Origin of the sequence: Nonomuraea sp. GTA35, assembly GCF_041950525.1 — a bacterium.
Classification (GTDB): Bacteria; Actinomycetota; Actinomycetes; order Streptosporangiales; family Streptosporangiaceae; genus Nonomuraea.
Genome location: NZ_JBGNUV010000019.1, coordinates 125,921 through 141,848, shown reverse-complemented (window position 1 = coordinate 141,848; position 15,928 = coordinate 125,921). Strand labels below are relative to the sequence as shown.

Below are 15,928 nucleotides of genomic sequence, written 5' to 3'. Positions count from 1 at the left end.
CGTACTCCCGGCCTCGACAGAGTGCCGGGGGATGGGACGGTCGGTGATCCGTCCCATCCCCCGGCCACCGGCATCCGGGCAACGGCGGCGCGACACGCCACCGAACCCCCCTCCGCGTCCTGATGGCCGGCGCAACCGCGCCCTTGACTGGATGCCGACGCTAGGTAAAGCCTGCGTTACTCAACGGCACATCGCAAGGTGAAAACGTGCAATTGCACGAAGTTGCACGCCGCGCCAGAGCAGTCCGCGCAACACGCGGACAGGAAGGGAATGCGGGGTTATCCTCGCGGCACGCCCGTGTCCCCCCAACGGAGCCGCCCATAATGCGCAACGAGCCGCGAATCATGTCCGATCCGCTCGAGACACTGGGCCTCGATCCGGCCCAGACCGCGCTCTACTCTGCGGTGCTGCGCCTGCACAGGGCAACCCGCTCGGATCTGGCGCAGGCCATGGACGGCCCGATCGAGAAGGTCGGCCGCCAGCTCGACGACCTCGTCAAGCTGGGCGTGATCGACGAGCAGTCGGGGCAGTACCTGGCCAGACACCCTGCGGCGGCGCTCGGCCGGCTGATCGCCGAGCGGCTCGACCGGCTGGCGGAGGAGAGCCGCAGGATCGACTCGGCGCTGGGCTCGATTCGCGGGCTGATCCGCGACTACGACGCCGGGCGCGACTATCGCAGCGGCCCTTTCACGGTGGAGATGGCGAGCGGGGCGGACATCCTCTACGAGAGCGTGGTGGGAATCGCCGTGCAATGTCAAACCCCACCCATGCCTTTACTCACCGCCGTTCCGGACGACCGGACTATGACGGATTTTGCCCGGAAATTTGCGGATCCATGGATTGATGCGCAAAAACGGAATTTGCTTACCGTTCAAGCGATCATCCCGGTTTCCAGCCTGATGCTCCCCGGCGTCCGCGACCAGCTCACCCGCCTCACGGAGGCCGGCGGCGAGGTACGCACGCTGGACCGGGTGCCGAGCTGGTTCCTGGCCGTCGGGCCCGAGATGGCCGGCCTGCCCGCCCACTGGGGCGGCAACCTGCCCGACCACGCCTACAACTTCTACCTCGTGCGCACCTCCGTCGTGGTGGGCGTGCTCAGCTCGCTCTTCCGCGAGCTGTGGGCCCGCGCCGTGCCCCTGCCGTGGGGACGCGGGAGTGACGGCACGCTCCAGGTGCTGCGCCTGGCCGCGCAGGGCATGTGCGACGACTCGATCGCCCGCCAGCTCGGCGTGTCGGTCCGCACCGTACGCGCGCGCTTCGCCGACGCCATGACCGAGCTGGGGGCTCAATCCCGCTTTCACGCGGGCGTCGAGGCGGCCAGACGCGGATGGCTGAGGTAAACCCCACCGCGCGGGCCGCTTCGGTCATATGGTGGGAAGGTGCTGGAAGACGTCCCCCGCGATCCGTTCGCGGACGACCCGAACGACCCGTCCTCGGCGATGGGCGCGCTCGACGACGCCGAGCCACTCACCGCCGCCGAGCGCGACGAGGCCATCACCGACCTCGCCGACGTCGAGGTCTTCCGCTCCCTGCTCGAACCGCAGGGGGTGCTGGGGCTCGTGCTCGACTGCCCTGAATGCGGCGAGCAGCACTTCTTCGACTGGGAGCTGCTGCGCGGCAACCTCAAACAGATGATCGAGAAAGGCCAGCCGCAGGTGCACGAGCCGGCCTTCCACCCCGACCCCGCCGACTACGTCAGCTGGGACTACGCCCGCGGCTACGTCGACGGTGTCATCGACACGGAGGAGCGCCGCTGATCGACGTCATCGAGCAGCGCGGCGAGCAGGCGCGCCGCGGGATCGCCTGAATCGGGCAGCTCTCCACGACCGAGCGCGTCGAGCAGCGCATCGGTCTCCTCCTCAGGCGTCAAGCCGACTCCAGCTCGGCCATCTGCCTCAATCTCGCCAGCGCCCGATGCTGGGCGACACGGACCGCACCCGGTGACATACCGAGTACATTACCGGTCTCCTCGGCCGACAACCCCGACACCACCCGCAACAGCAGCAACTCCCGCTGGTTGTCGGGCAGCCTGGCCAGCAGCCGCCGGGCGTACTCCACCTCGATGTAGCGGACCACCGTCTCTTCCGGCCCGGGACCGTCGTCGGGCCCGTCGGGCAGATCCTGGGTCGGCACGGCGGAGCGCACCGAGCTCCGCAGCGCGTCGGCCACCTTGTGCGAGGCGATCCCGAACACGAAGGACGCGAATGGCCGCCCCATGTCCCGGTACCGCGGCAGCGCGGACAACACCGCGATGCACACCTCCTGGGCGACGTCATCGGCAATGTGATATTGCCCTGAAACCCTGCCCAGCCTGGCGCGGCAATACCGCACCACCATCGGACGCAACTCACCGAGCAGGGATTCGATCGCACTGCGATCTCCCTGCACGGCGAGGCTCGTCAGTTCCCTAAGGTCGGAGTCATCCGTCCGTGCCGGAAGTCTCGACGCGAGCCTTACCCCAATTTTGGCGTCGGCGACGCTTCCCTCGCTCACGATAGGCATGATGCCCGCACTGATCCTGCCTGTCGTCATAGCGAACGGCTACGGATTGGTCACATTGAAGCGACGATAACGGGAAGTAATCAGCCGACCACACTAAGCCTTTATAGTGACATAATGTTTCAGGCGATAACCCGGAATGCGCGACATTTGTCAGACCGCAGACGCTTATCGCACACTTCCGGTTTACTCCAATAAGTCACCTTTTCTCCCCACTTCCCCCCATCCCGCCCGGCCGCGGGACCTGCCACCTCCGGCACCCGGATCATTCGTCCCGGACGTCCAGCAGTTCGAGGTACCCCCGCACCGCCTCCCAGAGGTGATGTTCCGGATATCGCCGAAGCCCCCGGTGCTCCCGCCGCCACTGCCGGTCCCAGTACGCCCCGTGCACCGCCCTCAGGTGCTCCAGAGCCGCCTCCAGCTCCTCCGCCACCCCGGCGACCCGCTCCTGCCCCCGGGGAGCCTCAGCGCTGTACAGCGCCCCGAGCCGCCGCTCCCGCAGCGCCTCCAGCACGCCCCCGTCGATCCCGTCCAGCGACCAGAAGCGCACCGGCCGGTGAATGCGGTGGTTGGCGACCGGCTCCCGGGACGACCGCCACCAGTAGGCGATGCCGCCCTGATCCAGCCGCAGGAAGTCGACCAGCCAGGCCGTGCCCGGCGGGTGCGTGCCCCAGGCGACCTCCTCCGGCGGCAGGTTCAGCACGAAGGCGACCTCGATCTCGTCGAGCGGGTCGGCCCCCTCCGTCAGAGCGCCGAACACGTGCGCCTCGCGCAGGAACGGCTCCTCCGCCGGCAGCCGCCTGGTCTGCTCGCACGCCTCGGCCAGCATCCTCAGCCGCTCCACCGCCCGCGCGTACCGCATGCTCCCCAGCGTAGGCCCGCCCTTCCCCGCGCACTCCGGCACCCGGGCCCCGGAAAGCCGTTACGGCCCGCACCCCCTTCGGGGTACGGGCCGTAACGGAACGGAAGGCGCGGTCAGTGGCCGTGGCCGTGACCGTGACCCTGGCCGGCGGCCGGGGCCTCCTCCTCGGGCTTGTCCACCACGAGCGCCTCGGTGGTGAGCAGCATGCCCGCGATCGAAGCGGCGTTCTGCACGGCCGAGCGCGTGACCTTGACCGGGTCGATGACGCCCTGGTCGAGCAGGTTCACGTACTCGCCGGTGGCGGCGTTGAGACCGTGACCGGCCTCCAGCTCGGCCACCTTGTGCGTCACCACGTAGCCCTCGAGACCGGCGTTCTCGGCGATCCAGCGGGCCGGCTCGACCAGCGCGCGGCGGACGATGCCGACGCCGGTGGCCTCGTCGCCCGTGAGGCCGAGGTCGTCGAGGTCCTTCGAGATGTGGATGAGCGCGGAGCCACCGCCGGAGACGATGCCCTCCTCGATCGCGGCGCGCGTCGCGGAGATCGCGTCCTCGAGGCGGTGCTTCTTCTCCTTCAGCTCCACCTCGGTGGCGGCGCCGACACGCAGCACGCACACACCGCCGGCGAGCTTGGCCAGCCGCTCCTGCAGCTTCTCGCGGTCCCAGTCGGAGTCGGACTGCTCGATGGCAATCTTGATCTCCTTGACGCGGTCCTCGATGGCCTGCGCGTCACCGGCGCCGTCGACGATGGTCGTGGCGTCCTTGGTGACGACGACGCGGCGGGCCGTGCCGAGCACCTCGAGACCGACGTGCTCCAGCTTGAGGCCGACCTCCTCGCTGACGACCTGGCCGCCGGTGAGGATGGCCATGTCCTGCAGCATCGCCTTGCGGCGGTCGCCGAAGCCCGGGGCCTTGACGGCCACGGAGGTGAAGGTGCCGCGGATCTTGTTGGTGACCAGGACGGCCAGGGCCTCGCCCTCGACGTCCTCGGCGACCACGAGCAGCGGCTTCTTCGTCTGGGCGATCTTCTCCAGCAGCGGCAGGAAGTCCGCGATGGAGGAGATCTTGCCCTGGGTGAGCAGGATGTAGGCGTCCTCGAGGACGGACTCCATCCGCTCGGGGTCGGTCACCATGTAGGCCGACAGGTAACCCTTGTCGAACTGCATGCCCTCGGTGAACTCGAGCTCCATGCCCATGGCGTTGGACTCTTCGACGGTGAGCACACCGTCCTTGCCCACCTTGTCGAACGCCTCGGCGATCAGGCCGCCGATCTGGGCGTCCTGCGCGGAGATCGTCGCGACGTTGGCGATCTCCTTCTTGTCGCCGACCTCGCGGGCGCTGGCCAGCAGCTTGTCGCTGACGGCCTTGGCGGCCTTGTCGATGCCGCGCTTGAGCGACAGCGGCGAGGCGCCGGCCGCCACGTTGCGCAGGCCCTCGCGGACCATGGCCTGGGCCAGGACGGTCGCGGTGGTGGTGCCGTCGCCCGCGATGTCGTTGGTCTTGGTGGCAACTTCCTTGGCGAGCTGGGCGCCGAGGTTCTCGTAGCGCTCCTCCAGCTCGATCTCACGAGCGATGGTCACACCGTCGTTCGTGATCGTCGGCGCACCGAACTTCTTGTCGATGACGACATTGCGGCCACGCGGGCCGAGGGTAACCTTCACGGCGTCCGCGAGGGCGTTCACGCCGCGCTCGAGCGCGCGGCGGGCGGCCTCGTCGAACTCCAGGATCTTCGCCATTGCTGAAAGTCCTCTCCTGGCGTCGAAAGCCCCGGCCGCCCTCCAGAGCGCCCGGGGCTCGACACAACCGGCCTACTTCTCGATGATCGCGAGAACGTCGCGGGCGGAGAGCACGAGGTACTCCTCGCCGCCGTACTTGACCTCGGTGCCGCCGTACTTGCTGTAGAGGACGATGTCGCCCTCGGAGACGTCGAGCGGAATCCGCTTGTCGCCGTCCTCGTCCCAGTTGCCCGGGCCCACCGCGAGGACCTTGCCCTCCTGCGGCTTCTCCTTGGCGGTGTCAGGGATGACCAGGCCGGAAGCGGTGGTCTGCTCGGCCTCAAGCGGCTGGACCACGATGCGGTCGCCGAGCGGCTTAACGGGAACCTTGGTGGCGGTCGTCACGATCGGACCTCCCCTTCAGATTTGAATGATCTAGAAGAGGCGACCAGCGGGGCCTGCCGTCGCGGGTGTCAGACCTGCCTCGTCGCACGTTGGCACTCTCAAGGGGAGAGTGCCAACAGGAAACATATGCAAGAGGGGCTTGACAGTCAACACGAACGCGTCTGCTGAGAGCGATCAGACCCGCTTCGCGGGCATGCCGGGCCGCTCCAGTCTCCCACGTGCGCGAACGTCCCGGCCGCCACCGCGCCGCGACCACGCCGCCATCACGCCGCCACCACGCCGTGCCCGCGCCGCCCGCAGGCGTGTCCGCTCCGGCGTGGCGCTAACGTCTGGTGACGTGGACCTCGACGCCTTCACCGAGTTGCTGACCCCGCGCGGCAGGCGCGCGCTGGCGGAGGCCGAGGAACTGGCGGGCGCCGACCCGGTGGTCGCCGCCACCACGTTGCGCAGGACGTACGACGCGGCGCTCACCTCCGCGGCGCTCACCCAGGCCGGGCTCAGGGAGCGGGCCAGGGCCAAGTTCGGCGCGGACGCCGGGCGGATGTTCTTCACGCCGCACGGCCTGGAGCAGTCCACGAGGGCGGAGGCCGCCGAGCACCGCGCCCGCCGCCTGCTCGCCCTGCACGGCGGGCGGGCGCCCCGGGTCGTGGACGCCTGCTGCGGCGTCGGCGGCGACCTGCTCGCGCTGACCCGCGCCGGCTGCACCGTGGCCGCCGTGGACACCGACCCGCTGACCGTCGCGGTGGCCAGGGCCAACGCCGAGGCGTTCGGGCTGGCAGGCCGGGCGACGGTGACCGTGGCCGACGCGGCGGACGTCCGGCCCGAGGACCACGACGTGCTGTTCGCCGACCCGGCCAGGCGGACGGGCCGGGGCCGGACGTTCGACCCCATGGCCTACTCGCCGCCCTGGCCCGTGGTGCTCGGCCTGATCTCCCGGGCACGCCTGGCCTGCCTCAAGGTCGCCCCCGGCATCCCGTACGAGTTCATCCCCGAGGGCGCCGAGGCCGAGTGGATCTCGTACAAGGGCGAGGTCAAGGAGGCCACCCTGTGGACCGGGGCCCAGGACGGCGGGGGCAGGCGGGCGACCCTGCTGCCAGGCGGCCACACGCTGTCCGCCACCGGCGTGCGGGCCCCCGTCGGCGCGCCGGGCCGCTTCGTCTACGAGCCCGACGGCGCGGCCGTCCGCGCGCACCTGGTCGGCGAGGTGGCCGAGCTGGTCGGCGGCAGGCTGCTCGACCCGATGATCGCCTACGTCACGTCCGACGAGCCGGTGGACACCCCGTGGGCCGCCGCCTACGAAGTCGACGACATTCTTCCTTTTTCCCTGAAAAAGCTCCGCGCCGCCCTCCGCGACCGACAAATCGGCAATGTCACCATCAAAAAGCGCGGCTCCGCCGTGGACATCGAGCGCCTACGCACGGATTTGCGCCTCAAGGGCGACAAATCCCTGGTGATCATGCTTACCAGAATTGCCGACAAACCCTCGGTAATCCTGTGCAAGCCCTCCCCACCTGCCTGAATCACCGAACCTGGGCATCCGTGCGTTAATCGCGATCTTTCAATTCACCCCTGACGGACCTTGATCGAAAGGCTAAGGTGGGCGGGCGAGGAGTTCTCCGCCCCATTGCGGTTGACCGCGCTCTCACCCTTCATCGATAAAACCGGACCTATCCCACCGCTGCGCGGCAGACCGTCGGCGAGCGAAGGAGCTTTCGGTGGACCATTCCAACCACGCCGCCCTTCTCCCAAACGGCTACGACGCCGTCCCCAAGAGGATGCGAGACCTGCTCGCGCGTGCCGCCCAGGACCATGTCTACGAGCAACGCACCCAGGGCGCCGTGCTCGACGAGATCCGCCAGCGGCTCGAAGGCATGGAGTGGCTGCTGCGCGAGGTGCGCGAGCGCGAGCTGGGCGGCCTCAGCGGCGCGCTGGAGACGGTCAGCGGGCGGCTCGACGAGATCTCCGCCAAGCCCCCGATGTGGGCGGAGGGCCTGGCGCAGCACGTGGAGGCCGTGCGCGACCACGTCGACGCCGTGGGCGAGAAGGTCGGTCACGTCGACGCCCGGGTCACCCCGGTGGCGGAGCTGCCGAGCCTGTGGGCCGACGTGGGCACGGTGGGCGAGAGCGTGGACGAGGCGCTCAAGCGCCTGCAGTCGGTGCTCGACACCACCGACGGCATCACCAAGGGCATGTCCGACTTCGCGGCCCTGCTGGCCGGCCTCAACTCCAGCATGGAGGCCGCCGCCAGCCGCTTCACCCGGCTCGACAAGTCGATGGCCGAGCTGGCCACCCGCACCGACCGGGTCGAGGACGTCGTCAACGACCTGTCCGAGAGCGTCACCGAGCGCCTGGCCGGCACCGCCGAGCAGCTCGCGGCCAAGGTGGAGGCCGCGGAGCAGCGCACCAGCGCCCGCCTCGACGAGACCGACCAGCGCCTGACCGCCCGGCTCGGCGACACCGACCAGCGGCTCACCGCCCGGCTGGACGAGACCGACGAGCGGCTGAGCGCCCGCCTGGACGACACGGACCGGCGGCTCGGCACCCGGCTCGACGAGACCGACCAGCGGCTCGCCACGGCACTCCTGGAGGCCGACGAGCGCCTCGTCAGCCGGCTCAAGGAGGCCGACGAAGCGCTCACCGGCCGCCTGGCCGGGGTCGAGCAGCGCCTGACCACCCGGCTCGACGAGGCCGACCAGCACCTCGCCGTGCAGCTCGGCGAGAGCGAGCAGCGCCTGACGGCCCGGCTCAGCGGCGTGGACGCCCGCCTCGACAGGGCCGAGGGCAAGCTCACCGGCCTCGACTCCCGGCTCACCGGGTTCGACAGCCGGCTGGAGTCCGCCGACGAGTGCCTGGCCGACATCGACACCAGGATCGACGGCCTCGACGGCCGCATGAGCGGCGTGGACAAGCGGCTCGTCTCCATGGACGGCCAGCTCGGCGCGGTCGACAAGCGGCTGGGCACCCTCGACGGCCACCTGGGCCGCCACGACGACCGGTTCGACGCGCTCGACGTACGCATCGACGCCCGCTTCTCCTCGCTCGACGAGCGCATGTCCACCTCCGACCAGCACGCCGCCGAGCTCGCCACCCGCAACGAGGGCCGCTTCAACAAGCTCGACAACCAGATGGACGCCATCGACGAGCGGCTGGTCGAGGCCGAGGAGCACCTGAGCAGCCGCTTCGACGCCATCGACGGCCACCTCGGCGGCCTCGACACCCGCTTCCACGGTTTCGACACCCACCTCAACGGGCTGGCCGCGCGCGCCGAGCAGGCGAGCGAGCACCTGGAGTCGGTGGACGAGCGCATCGAGGCGGTCACCGGGTGCGTGAGCCGGCTGCCCGCCGACCTGGCCATCCCGGAGCGGGTCGGCGAGGTGCTCCAGGCGCACGTGGGCGAGCAGGCCGAGCGCCTGACCGCCGCCACCGAGGCGCTCGCCGAGCTGGTCAGGGCCCGGCCCGACGGTGACGAGCTGGCCGGCACGGTGACCGGCATCGTCCAGCCTGCCGCGGACGACCTGAGCAAGCGGCTGGACGCGCTGGAGGAGACCATGCTGGCCCTGGCCGAGGCCCTCCTCCGTCCGACCAGGGCCAAGGACTGACCGCGCGCCTGTGAGGAGGCTCACAGGCGCGGCTGTCACGTTCGCGCGGTCATGACCGTCCGTTGCTCGGACCCGAAGGGAGAGCGACGGATGTTCATCAAGATCACAGTGGTCGTCGCGGCGGCCACGATGCTGGTCACCGGCGTGTGGATGCGGATCGACCCGGCGAGCTTCGCCGCGTGGGCCAACTGGCCCAACCACGAGCACTTCCTCCACGACGCCGGTGTCTTCCAGATCGGCATCGGCATGATGATGGTGTGCGCCCTGTGGTGGCGCGACGTGATCGCGGTGGTGCTGGCCGGATACGTGTTCACCAACACCTTCCACGCCGTCAACCACGTGCTGGACCGGCACCTGGGCGGCAGCGACGACGACTGGTGGCAGCTCGGCCTGTTCTCGGTGCTGGCGGCGGTGGCCCTGGCGCTGCGCCTGCGGGTGCTCTCCCGCAGGCGCGAGCTCACACGTGCACGGTCGTGATCGGCAGCGACGAGTCGGCGGGGATCTCCAGCGTCGAGGGCGTGACACCGGCGGCGACCAGGTCGGAGCCGAGGGCGGCGACCATGGCGCCGTTGTCGGTGCACAGCCCCGGCCTGGGCACGCGCAGCCGTACGCCGGCCGCGTCGCAGCGCTCCTGGGCCAGCGCGCGCAGCCGCGAGTTGGCCGCCACGCCGCCGCCGATCAGCAGGTCGTGCACGTCGTACTTGCGGCACGCCTGGAGGGCCTTGCGGGTCAGCACGTCCACCACCGCCTCCTGGAAGGAGGCCGCCACGTCGGGCACGTGGACGGACTCGCCTGACGCCTCCCGGGCCTCGACCCAGCGCGCGACGGCCGTCTTGAGCCCGGAGAAGGAGAAGTCGAGCGTGCCGTCGTCGAGCTTGCCGCGCGGGAACGCGATCGCCGTGCCGGAGCCCTCCCTGGCGGCCCTGTCGATGTGCGGGCCGCCGGGGAACGGCAGGCCCAGCACCCGCGCGACCTTGTCGAACGCCTCGCCGGCCGCGTCGTCGACGGTGGAGCCCAGCGAGATGACGTCCTCGGCCACGTCGGGCACGAGCAGCAGTGAAGAGTGGCCGCCCGAGACCAGCATCGCGATGCACGGCTTGGGCAGCGGCCCGTGCTCGAGCTGGTCGACGGCGACGTGCGCGGCCAGGTGGTTGACGCCGTAGAGGGGGACGCCCAGGCCCAGCGCGTACGACTTGGCCGCCGCCACGCCCACCAGCAGCGCCCCCGCCAGCCCGGGGCCGGCCGTCACGGCGATGGCGTCGACGTCGGAGAACTTCAGCCCGGCCTGGGCCAGCGCGGCCTCCACGGTCGGCGTCATGGCCTCCAGGTGGGCGCGCGAGGCGACCTCGGGCACCACGCCGCCGAACCTGGCGTGCTCGTCCATGCTGGAGGCGATCGTGTTGGCCAGCAGCGTGTGGCCCCTGACGATGCCGATGCCGGTCTCGTCGCAGGACGTCTCGATGCCGAGGACCAGGGGTGCGTCAGTCACCAAGCTTCCTTCTCATCATGATCGCGTCGGTGCCGTCGTCGTAGTAGCGGCGGCGGGTGCCGATCTCCTCGAACCCGAAATGCCGGTAGACCGCCTGCGCGCGCGGATTGTCGGCGCGTACCTCCAGGAAGATCTCCCGCGCGCCCCTGCGGGCCGCCTCGGCCAGCAGCTCGGTCAGCATCGCGCCGCCGATGCCCGTGCCCTGGTGCCTGTCCAGCACCGCGATGGTCTGCACGTCGGCCTGGTCGCCCGCGGCGGCGAGCCCGGCGTAGGCGACGATCTCGTCGCCCACCAGGGCCACCACGTAGTGGCGGGTGCGGGGCATCTCGGCCAGTTCGCCGCGCATCATGCCCTCGCTCCACGCGTCGAGCGGGAACGTGGCCCGCTCGATCGCCATGACCGCAGGCAGGTCGGCCTCGGTCATCGTGCGCAGCTTCACGCCGTCACCCTCTTGGGTGCGCCCGGCACCACCGCATCGGGTCTGCGCAGGTAGATGGGGCGTGGCGGGTCGAGCGGCACGCCCGCGCCGAGCCGCTCGGCGGCCAGCGCGCCCAGGGCGCCCGCGTACGGGTAGAGCGGCAGGTCGAGGCCGCCACCCAGGAGGTCGGGGTAGAGCTGCGCGCCCGCGCCCACGACCGGCAGCCCCTCGGCGGGCACGTCGGCGGGCCGGTCCACGAAGGGCCCGTCCGCACGCGTGCGGTGGTCGGAGTAGCGCGCCCAGAAGACTTCCTTGCGCCGCGCGTCGGTGGCCGCCAGGAAGGGCTCGGACAGCCCGCTGCCGTAGGCGACGGCGTCGAGCGTGCAGATGCCGTACGCCGGCACGCCCAGCGTGGTGGCCAGGCCCTGCGCGGTCATCAGCCCGACGCGCAACCCCGTGTAGGGGCCGGGGCCGCTGCCCGCCACGATGGCCGTCACCGCGCGCAGCGGCACGCCCGCCTCGCGCAGCACGGCCTCGATGGTGGGCACGAGCAGCTCACCGTGGCGCCGGGCGTCGATCGTGGTCGACTCGGCGAGCACGCGCTCCCCGTCGTGGAGCGCGGCGGTGACGGCGGGCGTCGCGGTATCAAAGGCCAGGACCAGCACGACTGTTTAGCCTACCCGCCGCGAGGGTCTCACCCGGCCGGTACGCCGCAAGGCCCTACGCCCGGCCCGTACGCCTGCTGGCGGCCGCGCTGCTCATCCGCTCTCAGACCTCGGACGCGTACACGATGACGTTGTCAAGGTACTCGCCCTTGGCGTAGTCGAACTTGCCGCCGCACGTCACCAGCTTGAGCCCGTCCTCGACGTAGACGCGCTGGGCCGGGAACCGGTCCTTGTGCACCTGCTCGATGGAGTCCACCTTGTACTCCACGACCTTGCCGTCGCTGCGCTCCACCTTGACGGTCTCGCCCTTGCGTAACTGCCTGAGCTTGTAGAAGACGGCGGGGGCGGTCTTGGTGTCGACGTGGCCGATGATCACCGAGGCGCCCTTCTCGCCGGGCACCGCGCTGCCGGTGTACCAGCCGGCCACCTTCGGCTTCTCGTACGGCGGCAGCTCGACCTCGCCGTTCTTCAGCAGGTCGAGCTCCATCAGCGGGGCCTCGACGTCGATCGAGGGGATGTCGATGCTCTTGGGCACGACGTCGGCGGCGGGCGTGGTGGTGGTGCCGGTCTGCATGCCCCTGCCGAACGCGACCAGCACCAGACCGGTGATGGCGCCGGCGAGCACCACCCGTCCCGGGCGGGCCACGGCGCTAGGCCCGGTTGCGCCGCTTGACCGCGAAGCCGATGCCTCCGGCCAGTGCCAGGGCGATCAGCACGCCGGCGGGGCCGAACGGGATCGACGACTCCTCGGCGGCGTCCTGCGCGTACGTGCCTCCGCCGCCCGCCCTGGGCGCCCTGGTGGGCACGGTGCTGTCCGGCTCCTCGGACTCGGCCGCGACGATCCGCAGCGTGGCCCTGCCCATGTCGTTGGTGCCGTCGCACTTGACGTCCACGCGGTACTCGCCGCGCCGGATCGTTCCGGACACCTGCGCCTCGCCGCGCACCCAGGGCGAGCCGGTGGTGGCGGTCGGGGACGGGCTGAGCGAGGCCGCGGGGACCGGGTTGAGCGTGACGCCGTTGATGAACGCCCTGGACGTCGCGGTGCCGGTGTGGGCCGGGCCGCCGGTCGGGACGGGGCAGTTGGCCAGGATCCAGACCCTGGACGTCTCTCCCGCGGTGACGCGGTCGGGGTTGAGCTGGACCGAGATGGTCTGCCTGGTCGTGGTGGTCGTCGGCCGTGGGCTGCTGGTGATCGTGGTGGTGGCGGTGCCCGTCGGGGTGCCGGCCGGGGAGCCCGTCGGGGTGCCGGGGCCGGGTGTCGACGCTGTCGGGGTGGGTGTGCCTGTTGGATTGGTCTCCGCCGAGGCGGAGCAGCCGGTCAGACCGACCATGACGATGGCTCCCGCGTACGCGACACGCCTGACCCTGAGCACCGGCCCGCACCCCACTCCGCCGTCTTGCACCCCAGCATCCACCACATTTGGTGAACTCGCTCGTCCTGATACCCAGAAAATCTGGGGGAATCCCTGACCAACGATCATGATTTATATCGTTGGCCTGGTACGTCAAGGGTGCCAGCTTTACCGTGCGTTGACGGACGTTTCAGTCTTGTAGCGGATCAGACGGCGTGTCGGCCCACCTGGGGCCCACGCCTCGCAGCGTCACGAGCCGGGCCTCGTCGCCGGTCTCGCGGTCGATGTGGATCTCCAGCCGGTCGTCGGCCAGCCCTTCGACCAGCCCCTCGCCCCACTCGACGACGGTGACCGACTCCTCCAGCGAGGCGTCGAGGTCGAGGTCGTCCACCTCGAGGTCGCCACCGAGCCGGTACGCGTCCACGTGCACGAGCGGCGGCCCCTCGCGCAGCGACGGGTGCACCCTGGCGATCACGAACGTCGGCGAGGTGATCGGGCCGCGCACCTTGAGCCCCTCGGCGATGCCCTGGACGAGCGTGGTCTTGCCGGCGCCGAGCGGGCCGGACAGCACCAGCAGGTCGCCGGGGCGCAGCCGGGCGGCCAGGCGGGCGCCGTAGGCCCGCATGTCGTCGGGGGTCGCGAGCCGCACTAGATCTCCACCCTCTTCAGCAGGTCGCGCAGCGTGTCGTTGACGATGCCCGGCCGCTCCATCTGGATCAGGTGCGAGGTCTCCGGCACCTCGGTGAGCTGCGCCTTGGGCAGCGCGGCGGCGATGGCCTTGCTGTGGTCGGGCGGCGTCAGCCAGTCGCGGTCGCCGACCACGATCGCGGTGGGCACCGGGTCGAGCACGTGGAGGGCGGCGAGCTTGTCGTGGTTCATCAGGGCCGGGTAGAAGTTGGCGACCACCTCGGTCGGGGTCGCCCTGATCATCGACTCGGCGAAGTCGACCACGGTGGGGCTGACGTTCTTCGAGTCGCCGAAGCCGATGAGGCGGGTGATCAGGAAGGCGATGTCGCTGCCCGCGTGGCGGGTCCTGTCGATCCACGAGCCCCGCTTGCCCAGCAGCGACACCGTGCCGGGAGCCACCTTGTGCACGACCTTGGACAACATCGCGGGCAGGCCCAGCGTCAGCTCGGCCAGCTTGCCCGCCGAGGTCGCGATGAGCGCCGCCGCGCGGATCTTGTCGCCGAACAGCTCGGGGTGGCGGTCGGCCAGCGCCATGATCGTCATGCCGCCCATGGAGTGGCCGACCAGCACGCACGGGCCGGGCACGAACTGCTCGATCACCTCGGCCAGGTCCGCGCCCAGCCGGTCGATCGAGCAGTCGTCGGCGTCGGCCCGCTGGGAGCGGCCGTGGGAGCGCTGGTCCCACAGCACGAGCCGGTAGTTCTCGCGCAGGTCCTTGCGCTGGTAGTGCCAGGACTCCAGGCTGAGGCAGTAGCCGTGGCAGAGCACGACGGTCAGCGGCGCGTCCTCGGGGCCGTCGATCTCGACGTGCAGGGCGTAGCCGTCGGAGGTGACGAGCGTGCGCTCCCTGCCCCGCAGCTCGCCGAACGGCTCGCTCGCCTCGTGGTCGGGGCGCAGCCTGATCCGGCCCACCGCGTAACGCTTGGCCAGCGCCGCCGCCGCGACACCGGCGGAAGCCGCGCCGACGAGCGCGCCGGCGATCCCTACCCTGCGCCGTGTTGGCGTCGTCGTCATGTCCCCGATCCTTCTCCGCTCATGCCCGACGCGAAGTGCCCTGCGTCACGTTCTCGTGAACCCGTGGCACGCGCGAACCGATCCTGGTCACGATCTCATGCGTGATCGTGCCGAGAGTATCCGCCCACTCCTGAGCGGTCGGCTCGCCCCCGTCACCCGGCCCGAACAGCACGACCTCGTCACCGGCCGACAGCGGGTCATCGCCCATGTCGATCATGAACTGGTCCATGCACACCCGGCCCGCGATCAGCCTGCGACGGCCTCCCGCCAGCACCTCGGCCCGCCCCGTCGCGTGCCGCAGGATGCCGTCCGCGTACCCGAGGGGCACCAGACCAAGCGTGGTCTCGTGCCCCGTGACGTAGAGGTGCCCGTAGGAGACGCCCGCGCCCTCGGTGACGCGCTTGACCAGACCGATCCTGGCCGTCAGCGTCATGGCCTGCCTGAGGCCGAAGTCGCCCAGCTCCGGGATGGGGCTCAGGCCGTACATCGCGATGCCGGGTCTGACCAGGTCGTAGTGCGTGCCGGGGAGCGTCACCGTGGCGGCGGAGTTGGCGAGGTGCCTGATCACGCCGGAGTCGGCCGCGCCGGCCTGGTCGGCCAGCTTCAGCGCCGTCTCGTACGCCTCCTGCTGCTGCGCGATCGACGGGTGGCCGGGGATGTCGGCGCAGGCGAAGTGGGACCAGAGCCCGACGATCTCGACGACGCCCTCGGCCCGCAGCTCCACGGCCCTGGCCAGCAGGTCCGGCCAGGCAGCGAGCGGCGCGCCGCCCCTGCTCATGCCGGTGTCGGCCTCCAGGTGCAGCTTCGCGGCGCGGCCCGCGCGCCTGGCGGCGGCGGCGATCTCGTCGAGCAGCCGCACGTCGGCGGCCGACAGCTCGACGTCGGCGGCCAGCGCCTCGTCGAGCGGCTCGCCGGGGGTGATCAGCCAGGCCAGGATCGGCGCGGTCACGCCCCCCGCGCGCAGCTCCAGCGCCTCCCTGACGAACGCCGTGCCGAGCCGGCTCGCCCCGCCCTCCAGCACCGCCGCGGACGTGGGCACCAGCCCGTGCCCGTAGGCGTCGGCCTTGACCGCGCCCATGACCTCCGCGCCGCCCGCCCGCTCCTTGAGCAGGGCGACATTGTGCCTGATGGCGGCCAGATCGACCCGCGCCTGAGCGGGCGTGGCCACTGGAGAGTACATCCTTCCAGTGTGGCAGCTCCGGCTCGTGACCGAGTCCGGTTTTCCA

At 70.9% G+C, this 15,928-nt stretch carries 18 protein-coding genes; 5 read left to right on the top strand and 13 right to left on the bottom strand.

Annotated elements, in window-relative coordinates:
- The first annotated feature begins 323 nt into the window (after window positions 1-323).
- Both ACBJ32_RS52040 and ACBJ32_RS52035 read left to right on the top strand, forming a co-directional pair.
- Window positions 324-1,340 (top strand): LuxR C-terminal-related transcriptional regulator, encoded by a 1,017-nt coding sequence (locus ACBJ32_RS52040; RefSeq protein ID WP_375133206.1) that lies wholly within the window; start codon window positions 324-326, stop codon window positions 1,338-1,340.
- Window positions 1,341-1,379: 39 nt separating this feature from the next.
- Entirely contained in the window at window positions 1,380-1,757 is a 378-nt protein-coding gene (locus ACBJ32_RS52035) for a DUF5319 domain-containing protein (protein WP_080043188.1), read from the top strand.
- On the opposite strand, the gene ACBJ32_RS52030 is transcribed toward ACBJ32_RS52035, so the two are convergent.
- The 5 genes from ACBJ32_RS52030 to groES all read right to left on the bottom strand — a co-directional run bounded on the left by ACBJ32_RS52030 (window position 1,718) and on the right by groES (window position 5,481).
- The gene (locus tag ACBJ32_RS52030) at window positions 1,718-1,870 is read right to left on the bottom strand and encodes a hypothetical protein (RefSeq protein ID WP_253752728.1); all 153 of its coding nucleotides are present in this window, start codon (window positions 1,868-1,870) and stop codon (window positions 1,718-1,720) included. The genes ACBJ32_RS52035 and ACBJ32_RS52030 overlap by 40 nt on opposite strands.
- On the bottom strand, window positions 1,867-2,502 hold the full coding sequence (locus ACBJ32_RS52025) for a sigma-70 family RNA polymerase sigma factor (RefSeq protein ID WP_225293976.1): 636 nt from the start codon (window positions 2,500-2,502) through the stop codon (window positions 1,867-1,869). The genes ACBJ32_RS52030 and ACBJ32_RS52025 overlap by 4 nt, the downstream gene beginning before the upstream one ends.
- A 262-nt stretch (window positions 2,503-2,764) precedes the next feature.
- The gene (locus ACBJ32_RS52020; protein WP_375133205.1) at window positions 2,765-3,361 is read right to left on the bottom strand and encodes a hypothetical protein; all 597 of its coding nucleotides are present in this window, start codon (window positions 3,359-3,361) and stop codon (window positions 2,765-2,767) included.
- A 113-nt stretch (window positions 3,362-3,474) separates the two neighbouring features.
- Window positions 3,475-5,094, bottom strand: coding sequence for a chaperonin GroEL (gene groL, locus ACBJ32_RS52015; RefSeq protein ID WP_375133204.1), 1,620 nt, complete (start codon window positions 5,092-5,094; stop codon window positions 3,475-3,477).
- Between the two features lie 72 nt (window positions 5,095-5,166).
- Complete coding sequence (gene groES, locus ACBJ32_RS52010) at window positions 5,167-5,481, bottom strand: co-chaperone GroES (RefSeq protein ID WP_197093639.1); 315 nt, start codon at window positions 5,479-5,481, stop codon at window positions 5,167-5,169.
- 334 nt (window positions 5,482-5,815) lie between these two features.
- Between groES and ACBJ32_RS52005 the strand changes: the two genes are divergently transcribed.
- From ACBJ32_RS52005 to ACBJ32_RS51995, 3 genes are all read left to right on the top strand, one after another.
- Entirely contained in the window at window positions 5,816-6,997 is a 1,182-nt protein-coding gene (locus ACBJ32_RS52005) for a methyltransferase domain-containing protein (protein ID WP_375133203.1), read from the top strand.
- 196 nt (window positions 6,998-7,193) lie between these two features.
- Complete coding sequence (locus ACBJ32_RS52000) at window positions 7,194-9,077, top strand: hypothetical protein (protein WP_375133202.1); 1,884 nt, start codon at window positions 7,194-7,196, stop codon at window positions 9,075-9,077.
- Between the two features lie 90 nt (window positions 9,078-9,167).
- Window positions 9,168-9,554: a hypothetical protein gene (locus tag ACBJ32_RS51995; RefSeq protein ID WP_357886286.1), complete on the top strand. Its 387-nt coding sequence runs from the start codon at window positions 9,168-9,170 to the stop codon at window positions 9,552-9,554.
- On the opposite strand, the gene tsaD is transcribed toward ACBJ32_RS51995, so the two are convergent.
- The 8 genes from tsaD to alr form a co-directional block, all read right to left on the bottom strand.
- Window positions 9,535-10,566 carry a tRNA (adenosine(37)-N6)-threonylcarbamoyltransferase complex transferase subunit TsaD gene (tsaD, locus tag ACBJ32_RS51990; protein ID WP_375133201.1) on the bottom strand — a complete coding sequence of 344 codons (1,032 nt, stop codon included), beginning with the start codon at window positions 10,564-10,566 and terminating at the stop codon, window positions 9,535-9,537. The genes ACBJ32_RS51995 and tsaD overlap by 20 nt on opposite strands.
- Complete coding sequence (gene rimI / locus ACBJ32_RS51985; RefSeq protein ID WP_357886463.1) at window positions 10,559-10,990, bottom strand: ribosomal protein S18-alanine N-acetyltransferase; 432 nt, start codon at window positions 10,988-10,990, stop codon at window positions 10,559-10,561. The genes tsaD and rimI overlap by 8 nt, the downstream gene beginning before the upstream one ends.
- A gap of 11 nt (window positions 10,991-11,001) precedes the next feature.
- Window positions 11,002-11,649, bottom strand: coding sequence for a tRNA (adenosine(37)-N6)-threonylcarbamoyltransferase complex dimerization subunit type 1 TsaB (tsaB, locus tag ACBJ32_RS51980; protein ID WP_357886282.1), 648 nt, complete (start codon window positions 11,647-11,649; stop codon window positions 11,002-11,004).
- Window positions 11,650-11,752: 103 nt separating this feature from the next.
- Window positions 11,753-12,295 carry a class F sortase gene (locus tag ACBJ32_RS51975; protein WP_357886280.1) on the bottom strand — a complete coding sequence of 181 codons (543 nt, stop codon included), beginning with the start codon at window positions 12,293-12,295 and terminating at the stop codon, window positions 11,753-11,755.
- A gap of 4 nt (window positions 12,296-12,299) precedes the next feature.
- Window positions 12,300-13,022, bottom strand: coding sequence for a hypothetical protein (locus tag ACBJ32_RS51970; protein WP_375133200.1), 723 nt, complete (start codon window positions 13,020-13,022; stop codon window positions 12,300-12,302).
- Between the two features lie 169 nt (window positions 13,023-13,191).
- Entirely contained in the window at window positions 13,192-13,650 is a 459-nt protein-coding gene (gene tsaE / locus ACBJ32_RS51965) for a tRNA (adenosine(37)-N6)-threonylcarbamoyltransferase complex ATPase subunit type 1 TsaE (protein ID WP_375133199.1), read from the bottom strand.
- A complete protein-coding gene (locus ACBJ32_RS51960) occupies window positions 13,650-14,702 on the bottom strand; it encodes an alpha/beta fold hydrolase (RefSeq protein ID WP_375133198.1) in 1,053 nt (350 codons plus the stop codon). The genes tsaE and ACBJ32_RS51960 overlap by 1 nt, the downstream gene beginning before the upstream one ends.
- Before the next feature lie 19 nt (window positions 14,703-14,721).
- Window positions 14,722-15,882 (bottom strand): alanine racemase, encoded by a 1,161-nt coding sequence (gene alr / locus ACBJ32_RS51955; protein ID WP_375133197.1) that lies wholly within the window; start codon window positions 15,880-15,882, stop codon window positions 14,722-14,724.
- Window positions 15,883-15,928 lie beyond the last annotated feature (46 nt).